Below are 17,696 nucleotides of genomic sequence, written 5' to 3'. Positions count from 1 at the left end.
AAATTTGACATCCCCCTGCCGTCCGCAATTGTATAGACAAGCAAATACAAGAACACAAAAACAACATCAGATTGGAGTGGAGCGTATGGCGTATTCAGGTAAGGTGGATATTCAGCAGGTGATTGATGAGAGTTCCTTTTCAGGGTTTCACTGGCTGCTCATTGTGCTGGGCTTTCTGGTTCTGGCGATCGATGGTTTTGATACGGCGGCGATGGGTTACATCGCGCCTACGCTGTCGGCAGAATGGGGGATACACAAACAGGATCTGGGGCCGGTGCTGAGCGCGGCGCTGCTGGGGCTATCGCTGGGCGCGCTGATTGCTGGTCCGGTATCGGACCGGATGGGTCGCAAGCGCGTGCTGGTCTTTTCGTGCCTGTTCTTCGGCCTTGCGAGCCTGGGGACGGCCTGGGCGCAAAGTCTGAATACGCTCACGCTGTGGCGCTTTCTGACGGGCCTGGGCCTCGGTGCCGCAATGCCTAACGCCATCACGCTGATCTCGGAGTTTGCCCCCCAGCGCTGTCGCGCCATGGCGATTAATACCATGTACTGCGGCTTCCCTCTGGGTGCGGCGGGCGGCGGCGCGATCTCTTCCTGGCTTATCCCCCATCACGGCTGGCGAAGCGTGCTGCTGACCGGGGCGATTGCGCCGCTGATTTTAACGCTGCTGCTGGGGCTGTTTTTACCGGAGTCCGTGAAGTTTCTGGTGCAGCGCGGGAAAGACGTCATGCAGGTCCGCCGCATCGCCAGCCGGTTCGCCCGCAGCACGCTGGATAGCGTCACGGGCTTTTTCCTGGCGGAGGAGAAAGTCGCCTCTAAAAAAGGGAGCGTGTCGCAGCTGTTTTCTATGCCCTGGCTGCCCGGCACCCTGATGCTGTGGGTAACCTATTTTATGGGGCTGGTGATTTACTACGTCCTGCTTAGCTGGATGCCAACGCTGATGCAGGGGATGGGCTATGCTCTGGCGGAATCCGCCTGGCTCACCTCGCTGTTCACCTTCGGCGGCACCGCAGGCATTCTGCTCGCGGGCTGGATGATGGACCGCTGGGAAGCGCATAAAGTGGTCGCGTGTGGTTTCGTGCTGACAATGGGCCTTATTCTTTTACTGGGAATTGAGCATAACCATATCGCTCTGTTTGGCGGGCTGATTTTCCTGATGGGGATCGCGATGAACGGCGCGCAATCGGGCATGCAAACCCTGGCCGCCACCTTTTATCCTACCGAGTGCCGCGCGACGGGCATCGCCTGGATGCAGGGGATCGGCCGCTTTGGCGGCGTGGCGGGAACCATGACCAGCGCCCAGCTTCTCGCTATGCAGTGGCAGGCAGACAGTATTTTAATGATCCTCAGCGTGCCCGCTCTGGTGGCCGCTGCGGCAACCGTCTACAAAATGCTGTACAGCCGCTCGCAGGAACCCGGCGTCGCGTAGTTCCTCTCTTTTCTGCTATTCTGCCCCCGCAATTAAGGGGGCAGCATGCTTAACATCGTTTTATTCGAACCAGAAATTCCGCCAAATACCGGCAATATTATCCGCCTGTGTGCCAACACTGGTTTTCGTCTGCATATCATTGAGCCGATGGGCTTTACGTGGGACGACAAACGTCTGCGTCGCGCAGGGCTGGATTATCATGAATTTACCGCCGTCGTTCGCCATCACGATTACGCCGCGTTTCTGGAAGCCGAAAAGCCGCAGCGCATGTTCGCCCTGACCACCAAAGGCACGCCAGCGCATAGCGCCGTGAGCTATCAGGCAGGTGACTATCTGATGTTTGGCCCGGAAACCCGCGGCCTGCCGGCCACGATCCTGGATGCCCTGCCCGCCGAGCAGAAAATCCGTATTCCGATGATGCCGGACAGCCGCAGCATGAACCTGTCGAACGCGGTGTCGGTGGTGGTGTATGAAGCATGGCGCCAGCTGGGGTATCCGGGCGCCATATTAAGGTAGGCCCGGTAAGCGCAGCGCCACCGGGCAAAATCTCAGATGCCGTCACCATACTCGAACGTATGGTGAATGCCGTTGAAGTGCTGATCCATGTCCATGGAAGGCTTATCGCTGTCTGGTTTACCGACGATGCGCGCCGGTACGCCAGCGGCGGTGGTATGCGGCGGCACGGGCTGGAGCACCACGGAGCCTGCGCCGATCTTCGCGCCGCGCCCGACTTCAATATTGCCGAGGATTTTGGCACCCGCGCCAATCATCACCCCTTCACGGATTTTCGGATGGCGATCGCCGCTGGTTTTACCGGTACCGCCCAGGGTAACCGACTGCAGGATCGAGACGTCATCTTCAATGACCGCCGTTTCCCCGACGACAATCCCGGTGGCGTGGTCGAGCATGATCCCGCGGCCAATTTTCGCAGCCGGGTGAATATCGACCTGGAACGTCACGGAAACCTGGTTTTGCAGGAAGATCGCCAGCGCGCGGCGGCCTTCATTCCACAGCCAGTGGCCGATGCGGTAAGCCTGCAGGGCGTGGAAGCCTTTCAGGTACAGCAGCGGCGTAGAATATTTATCGACCGCGGGGTCACGCGTGCGCACGGCCTGGATATCGCAGGCGGCAGAGGCGATCATTTCCGGGTCTGCGGCGTACGCCTCTTCCACCACTTCACGAATGGCGATAGCTGGCATGATCGAGGAAGCCAGCTTGTTGGCGAGCATATAGCTCAGCGCGCTGCCGAGATTTTCGTGCTTGAGTAGCGTCGCGTGGTAGAAACTGGCCAGCATAGGCTCGCAGTCGGCCAGCGCCCGGGCTTCGGCTTTAATATTGTTCCAGACGATATCCAGTTCTTCACACGGCATTGCTTACTCCAGACGATAGTTAATGACCAGCCAGTTCTGCGCTGGCTGGGTCATTCAGGTGACAACGGTTCCGACTAGTTACTGCTGCGCTCGTCCTTGCGCGCACGACCTAATAAGGTCAATGCTGCCTCGCGCGCATTTTTTCCGCAATACAATACCTGATAAATTTCCTCGGTTATTGGCATTTCGACACCGAAACGGTGCGCCAACTCGCGGACTTCTTTGGTATTGCGGTAGCCTTCAACCACCTGACCAATCTTCTCCTGCGCGCCTTTAACATCGCTGCCCTGTCCGAGCATCATGCCAAAGCGGCGGTTACGAGACTGGTTGTCGGTACAGGTCAGCACCAGGTCGCCCAGGCCAGCCATTCCCATAAAGGTGGCCGGATCGGCACCCAGCGCTTCGCCCAGGCGGGACATTTCGGTCAGTCCTCGGGTGATCAGCGCCGTACGCGCATTGGCACCAAAACCAATGCCGTCTGACATCCCGGCACCAATCGCAATCACGTTCTTCACCGCACCGCCCAGCTGCACGCCGATAAAATCGGGGTTGCTGTAGACGCGGAAGCTCTTGCCGCAGTGCAGCAGCTGTTGAAGATCGTCGGAGAAGGCCTGATCGGTGGAGGCCAGCGAAATCGCCGTCGGCAGGCCAGCGGCCAGCTCTTTGGCAAAGGTCGGGCCGGAGATGACCGCCAGCGGGATCTCATCACCCAGCGCTTCACGGGCAACGTCCTGCAGCAGGCGTCCGGTTTCGGCTTCCAGTCCTTTTGTCGCCCAGACAATGCGCGCATCCGGGCGCATCAGCGGCTTAATCTGACGGAGCACGTCGCCAAATACATGGCTCGGGACCACAATCAGAATGTTGCGGCTTGCCGCCAGCGCGGTCGCAAGGTCGCTTTCAAGGTGCAGGGAGTCAGGGAACGGAACGTCCGGAAGAAACGCCACGTTACAACGGTCGCGTTGCAGCGTTGCGATATGTTTTGGATCGTGGCCCCAGAGAACCACTTCGTGACCATTTCTTGCCAGCGTGATGGCAAGAGCGGTGCCGTATGAGCCGGCACCGATCACAGTCATTGACGCATTAACAGTGCTCATCAGGCATCCTGATGTTGTTCAGCACCTTCGCCAGCTTGCTGCTGCAGATAGTTCATGAACAGCGCATCAAAGTTAACTGGCGCAAGGTTCAGTTGCGGGAATGTACCGCGAGAAACCAGGCTGGTGATGCATTCACGCGCATACGGGAACAGAATGTTCGGGCAGTACGCACCCAGGCAATGCGCCATCTGGTTGCCTTCGATACCGCCGATAGAGAAGATGCCGCCCTGCTGAACTTCACACAGGAATGCAGTTTCTTCACCCAGAGATGCGGTAACGGTCACACGCAGCACGACTTCATACACGTCATCTGCCAGTTGGGTAGATGCGGTATCCAGATCAAGTTTAACCTCTGGCTGCCAATCTTTCTGGAAAACATGTGGCGCATTTGGCGCTTCGAAAGAGACGTCCTTGGTGTAGATACGCTGGATCTGGAAAGTCATCTCGGTGTTATTTTGTTCTGACATGGAAATACCCTTTTTAATTGTCCTAAAGTCTCTTAGCTCAGCAGCGGATCGAGTCCACCACGGGCGTCGAGCGCATACAAGTCATCACAGCCGCCAATGTGCTGCGCATCAATAAAAATCTGCGGAACCGTCGTGCGACCACTACGTTTGATCATCTCTTCGCGTTTAATCGCGTCACCGTCGATCGGCAGTTCCTGGAACGTGACGCCTTTGCTGTTCAGCAGCGCTTTCGCACGATGACAGAACGGGCACGTCGCTTTGGTATAGATCTCAATATTGGCCATGACTGAACTCCTTATTTACCGCGTACCAAAGGAAGATTTTCCCCGCTCCAGCCGGAAATACCTTCTTTCAGCACCGTTACGTTTTCGAAGCCTGCTTTATGAAGCGCGCTGGCAGATTCCTGTGCCTGCATGCCGGTCGCATCGACAACGATAATCGGCTGGGCTTTGTGTTTCTCAAGCTCACCAACGTTGTTCGCTTTGATTTCAGCTGGCAGCAGGTTGATTGCGCCCGCAATGTGACCTTTGCGGAAATCGTCACGCTGACGCAGATCGACCACGACGGCATCTTCTTTGTTGATCAGACGCGTCGCTTCACCACGGGTGATAACCTTAATTTTAGACGTCAGGCTCTTAAATGTGGTGAACAGCACAGCAGCCAGCAGGCCAATCCACGCGATGCTCAGAACCGGATGGCGGCTAACGAATTGCATAATTTCTTGCATGGAGGGTAACTACTCCCGACTAATTGATAAAAAAAACCAGGACAGGAGTATACCTGTGCGTTCTGGCAAATACAGCCAGCGACCATAACCTAATCCATTTTCTGCGGCATGCCACCTAAAAAAATGCCTCAAAATGGTCTGGTGAACATCTTGCCCCTGCGCTTTCTTTGATCTTCTGCGGCTATTTGATCGATTCAGCTGTAGTAAAATTACGCAAATTTTGACTCTTGAGCATGAGGTTGTCGCAATGTCGGTTTCTAAAAAACCTATGGTACTGGTGATTCTGGATGGCTATGGCTACCGTGAAGATAGCCAGGATAACGCTATTTTCAACGCCAAAACTCCGGTCATGGATGCCCTGTGGGCGAAACGTCCGCATACGCTGATTGACGCGTCTGGCCTGGAAGTGGGTCTGCCGGACCGCCAGATGGGCAACTCCGAAGTCGGTCACGTAAACCTGGGCGCCGGGCGTATTGTGTATCAGGATCTGACGCGTCTGGACGTTGAAATTAAAGAACGCACCTTCTTCTCCAACCCAACGCTGTCTGGCGCGGTCGATAAAGCCGTTGCCGCTGGCAAGGCCGTACACATCATGGGCCTGCTCTCTGCTGGCGGCGTTCACAGCCACGAAGATCACATCATGGCGATGGTTGAACTGGCCGCCGAGCGCGGTGCGGAAAAAATCTATCTGCACGCCTTCCTGGACGGTCGCGATACGCCACCACGTAGCGCAAAAGGCTCTCTGCAAGCCTTCGAAGAGAAATTCGCCGCGCTGGGCAAAGGCCGCGTAGCGTCCATCATTGGCCGTTACTACGCTATGGACCGCGACAACCGCTGGGATCGCGTTGAACAGGCCTATGACCTGATGACCCTGGCAAAAGGCGAGTTCCAGTTCGCGACCGCCGTTGAAGCGCTGGAAGCGGCCTATGCGCGTGATGAAAACGACGAATTCGTGAAAGCGTCCGTGATTCGTGCTCAAGGCCAGGCCGACGCCGCCATGGAAGATGGCGACGCGCTGATCTTCATGAACTTCCGCGCTGACCGCGCGCGTGAAATCACCCGTGCGTTCGTCAACAGCGACTTCGACGGTTTTGCCCGTAAGAAAGTGGTAAACCTCGATTTCATCCAGCTGACCGAATACGCCGCAGACATCAAAGCGCCTTGCGCGTATCCGCCAGCATCTCTGGCAAATACCTTTGGCGAGTGGATGGCGAAGAACGACAAAACGCAGCTGCGTATTTCCGAAACTGAAAAATACGCGCACGTGACCTTCTTCTTTAACGGCGGCGTTGAAGAGCCGTTCAAAGGCGAAGACCGCATTCTGATCAACTCTCCGAAAGTCGCTACCTACGATCTGCAGCCAGAAATGAGCTCTGCCGAATTGACGGAAAAACTGGTTGCGGCCATCAAGAGCGGTAAGTACGACACCATCATCTGTAACTACCCGAACGGCGACATGGTTGGGCATACCGGGGTGATGGAAGCGGCAGTGAAAGCGGTTGAAGCGCTGGACCACTGCGTTGAGCAGGTAGCGAAAGCGGTTGAATCCGTTGGCGGCCAGCTGCTGATCACAGCTGACCACGGTAACGCTGAACAGATGCGCGACCCGGCGACCGGCCAGGCGCACACGGCCCATACCAACCTGCCTGTTCCGCTGATTTATGTGGGTGATAAATCACTGAAAGCAGTGGAAGGCGGCAAGCTTTCTGACATCGCGCCAACCATGCTGTCGCTGATGGGTATGCCGATCCCTGAAGAGATGACTGGTAAGCCGCTGTTCATCGTGGAATAATCGCTCCCCATGAGGGGAAAGGCGATTTTTTCAATCACATGGGTCGTGAAGCCGCTTAGGTTATCAGTCAGACCTCTGTTTTACGCCAGCGCACTCAGCGCTGGCGTATTGCTGTGCGCCGCATCCGCCCACGCGGATGACCGCGACCAGCTGAAATCCATTCAGGCCGATATCGCCGCCAAAGAGCGTGCGGTACGCCAGCAGCAGCAGCAACGCTCCGCCCTGCTCGCCCAACTCAAGCAGCAGGAAGAGGCGATCTCCGCCGCCACGCGTAAACTCCGTGAAACACAAAACACCCTCGCCCAGTTGAATAAACAGATCGACGAGATGAACGCGTCGATTGCCAAACTCGAGCGCCAGCGTGACGCGCAGGAGCGCAATCTTGCCGCACAGCTTGATGCCGCATTCCGCCAGGGTGAACATACCGGACTCCAGCTGATCCTCAGCGGCGAAGAGAGCCAGCGCGGCCAGCGCCTGCAGGCCTACTTTGGCTATCTCAACCAGGCGCGTCAGGAGACGATCGCGCAGCTGAAGCAGACGCGCGAAGAGGTCTCCACGCAAAAAGCCGAGCTGGAAGAGAAGCAGAGCCAGCAGCAGACGCTGCTTTACGATCAGCAGGCCCAGCAGGCGAAGCTTGAGCAGGCGCGCAACGAGCGTAAGAAAACCCTTTCCGGCCTTGAATCCTCCATTCAGGAAGGTCAGAGCCAGCTCAGCGAATTGCGCGCCAACGAATCAAAACTGCGTAACAGCATCGCCCGTGCGGAAGCGGCGGCGAAAGCGCGCGCCGAAAAAGAGGCTCGCGAGGCGCAGGCCGTTCGCGATAAGCAGCAGGAAGCGTCCCGCAAAGGCACTACCTACAAGCCAAGCGAGAGCGAACGTTCCCTGATGTCGCGTACCGGCGGTTTGGGCTCTCCTCGCGGTCAGGCTTTCTGGCCCGTTCGCGGTTCAATTCTGCATCGCTATGGCGAACAGCTGCAGGGTGAGCTACGTTGGAAAGGGATAGTTATCGGTGCGTCTGAAGGTAGCGAAGTAAAAGCCATTGCCGATGGCCGCGTGATTCTGGCCGACTGGCTGCAGGGTTACGGACTGGTGGTGGTGGTCGAACACGGTAAAGGTGACATGAGCCTTTACGGCTACAACCAGAGCGCGCTGGTCAGCGTCGGCACGCAGGTGCGCGCAGGCCAACCCATCGCCCTCGTGGGCAGCAGTGGCGGTCAGGGCCGCCCGTCACTCTATTTCGAAATTCGTCGCCAGGGTCAGGCGGTCAATCCACAGCCGTGGTTGGGAAGATAAGTTTTGCTTCAATTTCGTCGAATGGTTTTCTCCGTCGTCAGCGTGCTGGCGCTGGCTGCACCAGTATACGCAGGTAAACTCGCTATCGTGATTGATGACTTCGGTTATCGTCCACACTATGAAAATCAGGTGCTGGCGATGCCGTCGGCCATCTCTGTCGCCGTCCTTCCAAATGCGCCCCACGCGCGTGAGATGGCGACCAAAGCCCATAACAGCGGTCATCAGGTGCTGATCCACCTGCCGATGGCCCCGCTCAGCAAGCAGCCGCTGGAAAAAGACACCCTGCGCCCGGACATGAGCAGCGAGGAGATTGAGCGCATCATCCGTGACGCCTACAACAAAGTGCCGTATGCCGTAGGGCTGAACAACCATATGGGCAGCGCGATGACATCAAGCCTGTACGGGATGCTCAAAGTGATGCAGGCGCTGGAGCGTTACAATCTCTACTTCCTCGACAGCATGACCATCGGCAACAGCCAGGCGATGCGTGCCGCTCAGGGAACCGGCGTAAAGGTGATTAAGCGCAAGGTGTTCCTGGATGATACCCAGAACGAAGCCGATATCCGCATGCAGTTTAATCGCGCGGTACAGCTGGCCCGCCGCAATGGCTCAGCCATCGCCATCGGTCACCCGCACCCGTCTACCGTTCGCGTCCTGCAGCAGATGCTGCCGACCTTGCCTGCCGATATCACGCTGGTGCGTCCGAGCGATCTGCTGAACGAGCCGCAGGTAGATACCTCTACACCAAATTCTGCGCAGCCCGTCCCGACAGCGCCGCGTAATCCGTTCCGCGGCGTGAAGCGCTGTGTACCGAAGCAACCGCTTGAACCGGTCTATGCGACCCGCTTCTTCTCCGTCATCGGAGACAGCATCAGTAACAGTACCCTGGTGAAATACGTCCAGCAGCAGTGGCAGGGATGGGGTAAGAAAGCCTGACGCTTATTTCGCAATCTGAGAGTCCGTCTGCTCGTTAGCAACGGACTCTTTTTTTTCCTGATGCTGATACCAGGATTTGAAATACTTCAAAAAGCTATAGGCTGTGGCATACAGTCCCGTCGCCACCCCCACTTTGCCCTTACGCCAGGCGCCGCTAAACAGATACCATTTGAAAAAAGCCCCGATGGCGCTGATTACGCCGCGCCCTATAGAGGGCCGTATTTTTTGATGTTGAACCAGGCGGGTTGTATAACAATTTAATTTGTTAAAAAGCTCATGCAGCGTAGGAAACGTATCATGTTTTACATAGCCCGGAATACGTTCACAACGGAGAAAACCTTCGACCTGATCGTCTACCGGTCGGTTATTAAACCGGGACTGTTTACGATTAAAAAGACGCACAGGATAATCAGGGGATGAAACTGGATAAATCGTCCGGACTTCTTCACCCAGAACAAACCAGTGGCGACATATTCGCCATGCCATTCCGGGGTCTGGCTCATCGCCTGCTTTTAACGTTAAAACGGCATTAACCGTTTCCTGGTCAAGAATTTCGTCGCTGTCGATGCACAGGACCCAGTCATTGCTGGCTAAGGATATGGCATGGTTCATCTGCTCGCCATGCCAGCTAAATTTTTTATAGACAGGTAGCAGTCCAAAACTTTCACAAATATATCGTGTTTTGTCCGTACTGCCAGAATCGACCACGACAATTTCATCCGCTATTTTCAAAAGAGGCGGGATAACATCGTGCAATAATCTTTCAGAATTAAACGTTAATAAGCAGACCGTTATTTTAAACATTTTCCCACTCTCAATAGCAGCCTAAATTAATATTATTAATACTATATAAATGAGTAGAGACGATTAAAGTCCTGAATCACACTTTTCAAATAAGCACGCTTGAAATTTTGTCTAATTCTCAAGAGCAATAAAATAGAAAAATCTATTTTATTTCAACAGATTCTTTATAATGCAGTCAGATGAAGGGTAGCACACGGATTCAGACATGCCGCACAAAAGTAAAATTCTCCTCCTGGATACGGGTAAAGAATGGGGGGGAGGCACCAACAGTATGCTTGAGCTCCTGAAGCGAATCAATCGCGATAAATTCGATATTACCTGTTGTTTTTACAGTGATTATAGTCGTGCTGAAGGTGAGACAATTGGCCAGGTGCTCAACGGCATCGGCATCCCGCTCATCGTGATCCCTCAACGTCCGCAGCCGGTCTGGGCCAAATTGTTGAAGGAAGCGGGACGTAGCCTGCTGTTTTTCTCACGCAGCGCCCGCAAGGCATTGACGCGTCACGTGGATATCATGTGGCGCATCAGGCCTAACGTCAGCAAAATCGAAACACTTTTCACGCAGGGCGGTTTCGATACGCTCTATATGAATAACCAGCCGGGCTCAAACGAGGAAGGCTATCTGGCGGCGGCGAACCTGCAGGCGCGGTTGATCCAGCACTGCCGCATTGAGCCCGTTTTGACCCCGCCGCTGGTAAAGCTGGTTAATGCCCATGCCACAAAAATCATCGCCGTCTCGCACGGCGTTGAACGCGTGTTGCTTCAGCATGGCGTCCGGCCCGAACTGTGTACGACGGTCAATAATGCCATCGACATCCACCAGCCTTTACCTGACCGACGCGCAATGCGCCAGCGCCTGAATATTGATGACGACACGTTTGTGTTCGGCAGTATCGGGTCGTTAATCCCTCGCAAAGCCAACCACCACACGCTGGAGGCGCTGGCACAGTTCAGCCAGAAGCATCCCGAGGCGAAATGGAAAATGGTGCTGGTCGGCGAAGGTGCCGAACGCCGCGCTTTAGCGGAACAGGCCCGAACGCTGGGAATTGAAAACCACGTCATCTTCACCGGTTTTCAGAATACCCCATTTAATTACCTCGCTACGTTTGACGCCTTTATTCTGGCCTCAAAAAGCGAAGGGCTGCCGCGCGTGGTGCTGGAAGCGATGCTTCTCAATATCCCCGTTATTGGCTCTCAGGTGACCGGCACGGCGGAATTGATTGATCATGATTCGACAGGGCTGCTCTTCCCCTGGAGCGATGTTTCACAGCTTGCACAGCACCTGGACAATATCTGGGCAGATGCTGACCTGCGGGCTCGGCTGGCTGCGGCTGCATACCAGAACGTCTGTCATACCTATGCCATCGAAAACTATGTCAGCGGTGTCGAAGCCGTGCTTGGCGCGCACTAACCAAACGAGATAACTATGTTTAAATTTCTTAATGCTCGCTATCGTCATATCACCGGGCGACACAACATTCCTTACAGCTCTCTGCCCGTGACGGGCGCGCTTGCTGCGGTGGATTCTATTGTGATTCCGTGTACCGGTGCAGATTTCGTCGAAGAAGCATTACTCTCTGCCACCTTCGCGGAACGTTATGCCACCGGGGTAAGCGAAATCGTCATCGTCAGCGACCAGCCTGAATCCGCCTTTGGGGTACTGCCGCCTAAAACCCGCGTAGTGACGCTAAATCTTCCCGTTCGTGAGGAAAGCTACCGCTATAAGCAGATCTACCTCAGCCGTCTGGTGAAGCTTAACGCCCCGCTGCAGGCTCGCGGTGAAGGGGTATTGATGATCGATTCCGATCTCAACCTGCTCAAGATGCCCGAGATCAACATGGCCGATATGCACATTTACTCCAGCTTCCGTCAGGGCAAAATGATTGCAAAGCTGGACGGTGCGCCAGAGGAAAAAGTGCCGGCGTATTACAAGGAGACGGTGCGCCCGTATCTGGTCGATCACGTTAACGGCGCGTTTCTTGCGGCAACCAAAAAAACCTGGCGCCGTATCTGTCCGCTATGGCTGACGCTGTTCCAGGATACCTGGGAGCTGATGGACGACACGCAGCCGCCGACCGATCAGCTGCCGCTCGCCGCGCTGCTGGACATGCTGGATTTAAAAACGGTTAACCTGGGTGACTGGATGAACTGGCCGGTCTCGAAGAAAATCGGCGGTCAGGAAGCCGTTGTACCGAAAGAGGTGATTGGCGCGCACGGCGGCTTCCCTCTCTCTGAATGGCAGAAGTACCTTGAATCGCCGGATAACAAACTGCTGTTCAAAGGTCAGGACTACACCCGCAAGGTGCGTTACCTGACGGACGAAGAGAAAAAGAAGCAATAAAATAAGGGGCCTGAGGCCCCTTTTTGATTACTTATCCCAGCTCAGGATCACTTTTCCTGACTGGCCGGAACGCATCGCGTCGAAGCCCTGCTGGAACTCATCGATGGAGAAACGGTGAGTAATAATCGGGGACAGATCCAGACCGGACTGGATCAGCGCCGCCATCTTGTACCAGGTCTCGAACATCTCGCGGCCATAGATGCCCTTGATGAACAGCCCCTTGAAGATGACTTTGTTCCAGTCGATAGACATGTCTGACGGCGGAATACCCAGCATCGCGATACGGCCACCGTGGTTCATGGTATCGAGCATGGTGCGGAACGCCGGTGGCGCACCGGACATCTCCAGACCCACGTCAAAGCCTTCGGTCATGCCCAGCTCTTCCATCACGTCGGTCAGGCTCTCTTTCGAGACATCCACCGCACGGGTGACGCCCATTTTGCGGGCCAGCGACAGACGGTATTCGTTCACGTCGGTGATCACAACGTTGCGCGCGCCCACGTGCTTCGCCACCGCAGCGGCCATAATGCCGATTGGGCCCGCGCCGGAGACCAGCACGTCTTCACCGACCAGGTCGAAAGAGAGCGCCGTGTGCACCGCGTTGCCGAACGGGTCGAAGATGGAGGCCAGGTCGTCAGAGATATTGTCCGGGATTTTGAACGCGTTAAACGCCGGGATCACCAGGTATTCCGCGAAGCAGCCCGGGCGGTTTACGCCCACGCCAATGGTATTACGGCACAGGTGCGTACGCCCGCCGCGACAGTTATGGCAGTGGCCGCAGGTAATATGGCCTTCACCGGAGACGCGATCGCCAATTTGGAAGCCTTTCACTTCCTGGCCGATACCCACCACTTCACCGACATATTCGTGACCGACAACCATCGGTACCGGAATGGTTTTCTGCGACCACTGGTCCCAGTTGTAGATGTGAACGTCAGTACCGCAGATGGCGGTTTTACGAATTTTGATCAGCAGATCGTTATGACCGACTTCCGGCTCCGGCACGTCGGTCATCCAAATCCCTTCTTCCGCTTTCAGTTTGGATAACGCTTTCATCACACGTCCTCAGGCAATTACGCCCAGCTGTTTGCCGATGCGGGTAAAGGCTTCCACCGCACGTTCAATTTGTTCAGGCGTATGCGCCGCAGACATCTGGGTGCGGATACGCGCCTGACCTTTTGGCACCACCGGGAAGAAGAACCCGGTGACGTAAATCCCTTCTTTCTGCAGTTCGCGGGCAAATTGCTGCGCGACGACCGCATCGCCCAGCATCACCGGAATGATCGCGTGGTCAGCACCGGCCAGGGTAAACCCTGCGGCGCTCATTTTTTCACGGAACAGACGGGCGTTGGACCACAGGCGGTCGCGCAGCTCAGCGCCGGACTCCACCATCTCCAGCACCTTGATGGAGGCGGCAACAATGGCCGGCGCCAGGGAGTTGGAGAACAGGTACGGGCGAGAGCGCTGGCGCAGCCACTCGACCACCTCTTTACGCGCGGCGGTATAGCCGCCGGACGCGCCGCCGAGCGCTTTGCCCAGCGTACCGGTGATGATATCCACGCGGCCCATCACGTCACAGTATTCGTGGGAACCGCGGCCGTTTTCGCCGACAAAGCCGACCGCGTGAGAGTCATCAACCATCACCAGCGCGTCGTATTTATCCGCCAGGTCGCACACGCCCTTCAGGTTGGCGATCACGCCGTCCATGGAGAACACGCCGTCGGTGGCGATCAGCACGTGGCGAGCCCCCGCTTCACGCGCCTCTTTCAGGCGCGCTTCCAGCTCGACCATGTCGTTGTTGCCGTAGCGGAAACGCTTCGCTTTGCACAGGCGTACGCCGTCGATGATGGAGGCGTGGTTCAGGGCGTCGGAGATAATCGCATCTTCTGCGCCAAGCAGGGTCTCAAACAGACCGCCGTTGGCGTCGAAGCAGGAGGAGTACAGAATCGCGTCTTCCATTCCGAGGAAGCTCGCCAGCTTTTGCTCAAGCTGCTTGTGGCTGTCCTGCGTACCGCAGATAAAGCGTACGGAGGCCATGCCGAAACCGTGGGTGTCCATGCCGTTTTTTGCAGCGGCAATCAGCTCAGGGTGATTCGCAAGACCTAAGTAGTTGTTCGCACAAAAGTTGATCACATGGCTGCCGTCGGCAACGGTGATGTCCGCCTGCTGGGCAGACGTGATAATACGCTCTTCCTTGAACAACCCTTCCGCACGTGCGGTGTCGAGGTCGCTGTTTAACTGTTTGTAAAAATCACCACGCATTGCAATTCTCCAGACTCGGCAAATTTCGGGACATATTACCCAAACCTATAGTTCATGACGAGATGACACGTCATCTCTTGTCGTTTTTGCAGCATAAATCACGCGTACCCCTGCGCTGTGAAGGTGAATGGCTGAAGGGCAGCCATACTAATGATATGATAGAGACATTAGCGTCCGGGATTGTCCCCGGGCTCCACACTTCAAAGGTTACAGTTATGATCATCGTTACCGGCGGCGCGGGCTTTATCGGCAGCAATATTGTTAAGGCTCTCAATGACAAAGGCATCACCGACATCCTGGTGGTTGACAACCTGAAAGACGGCACCAAGTTCGTCAACCTGGTGGATCTGAACATCGCTGACTACATGGATAAAGAAGACTTCCTTATCCAGATTATGGCAGGCGAAGAGTTCGGCGAGATCGAAGCTATCTTCCACGAAGGTGCGTGTTCTTCCACCACCGAGTGGGACGGCAAGTACATGATGGACAATAACTATCAGTACTCCAAAGAGATCCTGCACTACTGCCTGGAGCGTGAAATTCCGTTCCTGTATGCCTCCTCCGCGGCAACCTACGGCGGCCGCACCTCGGACTTTATCGAATCCCGCGAGTATGAACAGCCGCTGAACGTCTACGGTTACTCCAAATTCCTGTTCGACGAGTACGTGCGTCAGGTGCTGCCAGAAGCGAACTCGCAGATCGTCGGCTTCCGTTACTTCAACGTCTACGGACCGCGCGAAGGTCACAAAGGCAGCATGGCGAGCGTGGCGTTCCACCTGAACACCCAGCTGAATAACGGTGAAAGCCCGAAACTGTTCGAAGGCAGCGACGGCTTTAAGCGCGACTTCGTTTACGTGGGCGACGTTGCCGCAGTGAACCTGTGGTTCTGGGAAAACGGCGTATCCGGCATCTTCAACCTGGGTACCGGCCGCGCGGAGTCCTTCCAGGCCGTGGCTGACGCAACGCTGGCGTATCACAAAAAAGGCAGCATCGAGTACATTCCGTTCCCTGACAAGCTGAAAGGCCGTTATCAGGCGTTCACCCAGGCCGATCTGACCAACCTGCGCGCCGCAGGCTACGACAAGCCGTTCAAGACCGTTGCCGAAGGCGTAACGGAATATATGGCCTGGCTGAACCGCGACGCATAAGTATGAAGATTCTGGTGATCGGCCCGTCATGGGTGGGCGACATGATGATGTCGCAAAGTCTCTATCGCACGCTCAAGGCGCGTTATCCCCAGGCGATAATCGACGTGATGGCACCCGCGTGGTGCCGTCCGCTGTTGTCGCGTATGCCGGAAGTGAACGAGGCGATCCCGATGCCGCTTGGCCACGGGGCGCTGGAAATTGGCGAACGCCGCAAGCTCGGCCATAGCCTGCGCGATAAGCGCTACGATCGGGCGTATGTCCTGCCAAACTCCTTTAAATCCGCCCTTGTGCCTTTCTTTGCGGGCATCCCACATCGCACCGGCTGGCGCGGCGAAATGCGCTACGGCCTGCTGAACGATGCGCGGGTGCTGGATAAAGAGGCCTGGCCGCTGATGGTGGAGCGCTATGTGGCGCTGGCCTACGACAAAGGCGTGATGCGCAGTGCGAAAGACCTGCCGCAGCCGCTGCTCTGGCCACAGCTTCAGGTTAACGACGGTGAAAAATCCCAGACCTGTAACGCGTTTGGTCTATCGTCTGAACGCCCGATGATTGGCTTCTGCCCCGGCGCCGAGTTCGGCCCGGCAAAACGCTGGCCGCACTATCACTATGCGGAGCTGGCGAAACAGCTGATTGACGAAGGCTACCAGATTGTCCTGTTCGGTTCGGCAAAGGACCACGAGGCAGGCAACGAAATTCTCGCGACGCTCAGTAATGAACAGCAGGCCTGGTGCCGCAACCTGGCGGGAGAAACGCAGCTTGAACAGGCGGTTATCCTGATTGCCGCCTGTGCGGCCGTGGTCAGCAACGATTCGGGCCTGATGCACGTCGCCGCCGCGCTCAACCGCCCGCTGGTGGCGCTGTATGGCCCAAGTAGCCCGGACTTCACGCCCCCGCTTTCTCATAAAGCGCGCGTCATCCGCCTGATCACCGGCTATCACAAAGTACGCAAGGGCGATGCCGCAGAAGGCTACCATCAGAGCCTGATCGACATTACGCCAGAGCGCGTTCTCGAAGAGCTTAACGAACTGCTGTTGAGCGAAGAAGGATAACGAATGCGGGTACTGATCGTTAAAACTTCTTCGATGGGCGATGTTCTGCATACGCTCCCGTCACTGACGGACGCCATGCGGGCCATTCCCGACATTCGTTTTGACTGGGTGGTGGAAGAAGGCTTCGCGCAGATCCCCACCTGGCATGAAGCGGTTGACCGCGTGATCCCGGTGGCGATCCGCCGCTGGCGCAAAGCGTGGTTCTCCGCGCCGATTAAAGCCGAACGCAAAGCCTTCCGTGAGGCGGTGCGGGCACAGCATTACGACGCCATCATCGACGCCCAGGGGCTGGTGAAAAGCGCCGCGCTGGTGACGCGTCTGGCACACGGCGTAAAGCACGGCATGGGCTGGCATACCGCCCGCGAACCGCTGGCGAGCCTGTTCTATAACCGTCGGCGCCACATCGTAAAGCAACAGCATGCCGTAGAACGTACCCGCGAGCTGTTTGCAAAAAGTCTGGGCTATGCGAAACCGGAAACCCAGGGCGACTACGCCATTGCGCAGCACTTTTTGCGCAATACAGATCCCTGTGCGCAGCCTTATCTTGTCTTCCTGCATGCCACAACGCGCGACGATAAACACTGGCCGGAAACGCACTGGCGAAGCCTGATTGAACTAATGCAACCTACCGGCATCCATATTAAACTGCCCTGGGGCGCTGAACATGAGCGGCAGCGTGCAGAGCGTCTGGCAGCAGGTTTTTCACACGTCGAGGTATTGCCGAAACTCACGCTGGCGCAGGTTGCCGCGCAGCTGGCGGGAGCGAATGCTGTTGTTTCCGTTGATACAGGTTTAAGCCATTTAACCGCGGCGCTGGATCGTCCGAATATTACGATTTTTGGTCCGACCGATCCCGGATTGATCGGGGGTTACGGTAAAAACCAGCATCAGATGGTCAGCCCGACCCAGCAAACGAAGGATATCAGCGCAGATGCTATTTTTTCATTTTTACAGGGCAGCCGTTGGCTTTCCAACAGGGATATCTAA

18 protein-coding genes are annotated in these 17,696 nt (G+C 56.2%); 10 read left to right on the top strand and 8 right to left on the bottom strand.

Translation table 11 applies throughout. From position 1 onward, the window contains the following. The first annotated feature begins 85 nt into the window (after positions 1-85). Both HB664_RS04030 and trmL read left to right on the top strand, forming a co-directional pair. Positions 86-1,426 carry an aromatic acid/H+ symport family MFS transporter gene (locus HB664_RS04030; RefSeq protein ID WP_143346362.1) on the top strand — a complete coding sequence of 447 codons (1,341 nt, stop codon included), beginning with the start codon at positions 86-88 and terminating at the stop codon, positions 1,424-1,426. Positions 1,427-1,471: 45 nt separating this feature from the next. Further along, complete coding sequence (trmL, locus tag HB664_RS04025; RefSeq protein WP_032643735.1) at positions 1,472-1,942, top strand: tRNA (uridine(34)/cytosine(34)/5-carboxymethylaminomethyluridine(34)-2'-O)-methyltransferase TrmL; 471 nt, start codon at positions 1,472-1,474, stop codon at positions 1,940-1,942. A gap of 32 nt (positions 1,943-1,974) precedes the next feature. Here trmL and cysE read toward each other — a convergent pair whose 3' ends face one another. The 5 genes from cysE to HB664_RS04000 form a co-directional block, all read right to left on the bottom strand. Beyond that, positions 1,975-2,796 carry a serine O-acetyltransferase gene (gene cysE, locus HB664_RS04020; protein WP_008502718.1) on the bottom strand — a complete coding sequence of 274 codons (822 nt, stop codon included), beginning with the start codon at positions 2,794-2,796 and terminating at the stop codon, positions 1,975-1,977. 74 nt (positions 2,797-2,870) lie between these two features. Then, on the bottom strand, positions 2,871-3,890 hold the full coding sequence (gpsA, locus tag HB664_RS04015) for an NAD(P)H-dependent glycerol-3-phosphate dehydrogenase (protein WP_023309915.1): 1,020 nt from the start codon (positions 3,888-3,890) through the stop codon (positions 2,871-2,873). Next, positions 3,890-4,357 carry a protein-export chaperone SecB gene (gene secB, locus HB664_RS04010; protein WP_003860835.1) on the bottom strand — a complete coding sequence of 156 codons (468 nt, stop codon included), beginning with the start codon at positions 4,355-4,357 and terminating at the stop codon, positions 3,890-3,892. The genes gpsA and secB overlap by 1 nt, the downstream gene beginning before the upstream one ends. A gap of 32 nt (positions 4,358-4,389) precedes the next feature. After that, complete coding sequence (grxC, locus tag HB664_RS04005; RefSeq protein WP_023309914.1) at positions 4,390-4,641, bottom strand: glutaredoxin 3; 252 nt, start codon at positions 4,639-4,641, stop codon at positions 4,390-4,392. 11 nt (positions 4,642-4,652) lie between these two features. Further along, a complete protein-coding gene (locus HB664_RS04000) occupies positions 4,653-5,084 on the bottom strand; it encodes a rhodanese-like domain-containing protein (protein WP_023309913.1) in 432 nt (143 codons plus the stop codon). Between the two features lie 247 nt (positions 5,085-5,331). Here HB664_RS04000 and gpmM point away from each other — a divergent pair, with 247 nt between their 5' ends. The 3 genes from gpmM to HB664_RS03985 are packed head-to-tail and all read left to right on the top strand — an operon-like array spanning position 5,332 to position 9,105. Then, entirely contained in the window at positions 5,332-6,876 is a 1,545-nt protein-coding gene (gene gpmM, locus HB664_RS03995; RefSeq protein ID WP_219940388.1) for a 2,3-bisphosphoglycerate-independent phosphoglycerate mutase, read from the top strand. A 33-nt stretch (positions 6,877-6,909) separates the two neighbouring features. Beyond that, complete coding sequence (gene envC, locus HB664_RS03990; RefSeq protein WP_258235889.1) at positions 6,910-8,169, top strand: murein hydrolase activator EnvC; 1,260 nt, start codon at positions 6,910-6,912, stop codon at positions 8,167-8,169. Between the two features lie 3 nt (positions 8,170-8,172). Next, positions 8,173-9,105, top strand: coding sequence for a divergent polysaccharide deacetylase family protein (locus HB664_RS03985; protein ID WP_094935086.1), 933 nt, complete (start codon positions 8,173-8,175; stop codon positions 9,103-9,105). Between the two features lie 3 nt (positions 9,106-9,108). On the opposite strand, the gene HB664_RS03980 is transcribed toward HB664_RS03985, so the two are convergent. Further along, the gene (locus HB664_RS03980; RefSeq protein ID WP_039261118.1) at positions 9,109-9,909 is read right to left on the bottom strand and encodes a glycosyltransferase family 2 protein; all 801 of its coding nucleotides are present in this window, start codon (positions 9,907-9,909) and stop codon (positions 9,109-9,111) included. A 205-nt stretch (positions 9,910-10,114) separates the two neighbouring features. Here HB664_RS03980 and HB664_RS03975 point away from each other — a divergent pair, with 205 nt between their 5' ends. Both HB664_RS03975 and HB664_RS03970 read left to right on the top strand, forming a co-directional pair. Then, positions 10,115-11,320, top strand: coding sequence for a glycosyltransferase (locus tag HB664_RS03975; RefSeq protein ID WP_094935085.1), 1,206 nt, complete (start codon positions 10,115-10,117; stop codon positions 11,318-11,320). 15 nt (positions 11,321-11,335) lie between these two features. Continuing rightward, entirely contained in the window at positions 11,336-12,250 is a 915-nt protein-coding gene (locus tag HB664_RS03970; protein WP_069303478.1) for a hypothetical protein, read from the top strand. Positions 12,251-12,277: 27 nt separating this feature from the next. Here HB664_RS03970 and tdh read toward each other — a convergent pair whose 3' ends face one another. Next, positions 12,278-13,306 carry an L-threonine 3-dehydrogenase gene (gene tdh, locus HB664_RS03965; protein WP_219940386.1) on the bottom strand — a complete coding sequence of 343 codons (1,029 nt, stop codon included), beginning with the start codon at positions 13,304-13,306 and terminating at the stop codon, positions 12,278-12,280. Positions 13,307-13,315: 9 nt separating this feature from the next. After that, positions 13,316-14,512: a glycine C-acetyltransferase gene (kbl, locus tag HB664_RS03960; protein WP_219940385.1), complete on the bottom strand. Its 1,197-nt coding sequence runs from the start codon at positions 14,510-14,512 to the stop codon at positions 13,316-13,318. A 215-nt stretch (positions 14,513-14,727) separates the two neighbouring features. On the opposite strand from kbl, the gene rfaD reads away from it, so the two are divergent. The 3 genes from rfaD to rfaC are packed head-to-tail and all read left to right on the top strand — an operon-like array spanning position 14,728 to position 17,696. Further along, positions 14,728-15,660, top strand: coding sequence for an ADP-glyceromanno-heptose 6-epimerase (gene rfaD, locus HB664_RS03955; RefSeq protein WP_008502707.1), 933 nt, complete (start codon positions 14,728-14,730; stop codon positions 15,658-15,660). A 2-nt stretch (positions 15,661-15,662) separates the two neighbouring features. Further along, positions 15,663-16,709: an ADP-heptose--LPS heptosyltransferase RfaF gene (gene rfaF / locus HB664_RS03950; RefSeq protein WP_219940384.1), complete on the top strand. Its 1,047-nt coding sequence runs from the start codon at positions 15,663-15,665 to the stop codon at positions 16,707-16,709. Between the two features lie 3 nt (positions 16,710-16,712). Further along, positions 16,713-17,696 (top strand): lipopolysaccharide heptosyltransferase RfaC, encoded by a 984-nt coding sequence (gene rfaC / locus HB664_RS03945; RefSeq protein ID WP_219940383.1) that lies wholly within the window; start codon positions 16,713-16,715, stop codon positions 17,694-17,696.

It is taken from the genome of Enterobacter sp. DNB-S2 (genome assembly GCF_019443845.1).
GTDB lineage: Bacteria > Pseudomonadota > Gammaproteobacteria > Enterobacterales > Enterobacteriaceae > Enterobacter > Enterobacter asburiae_B.
Note: the sequence above shows the minus strand (reverse complement) of the source record. Positions and strands in the feature narration are given on the sequence as shown.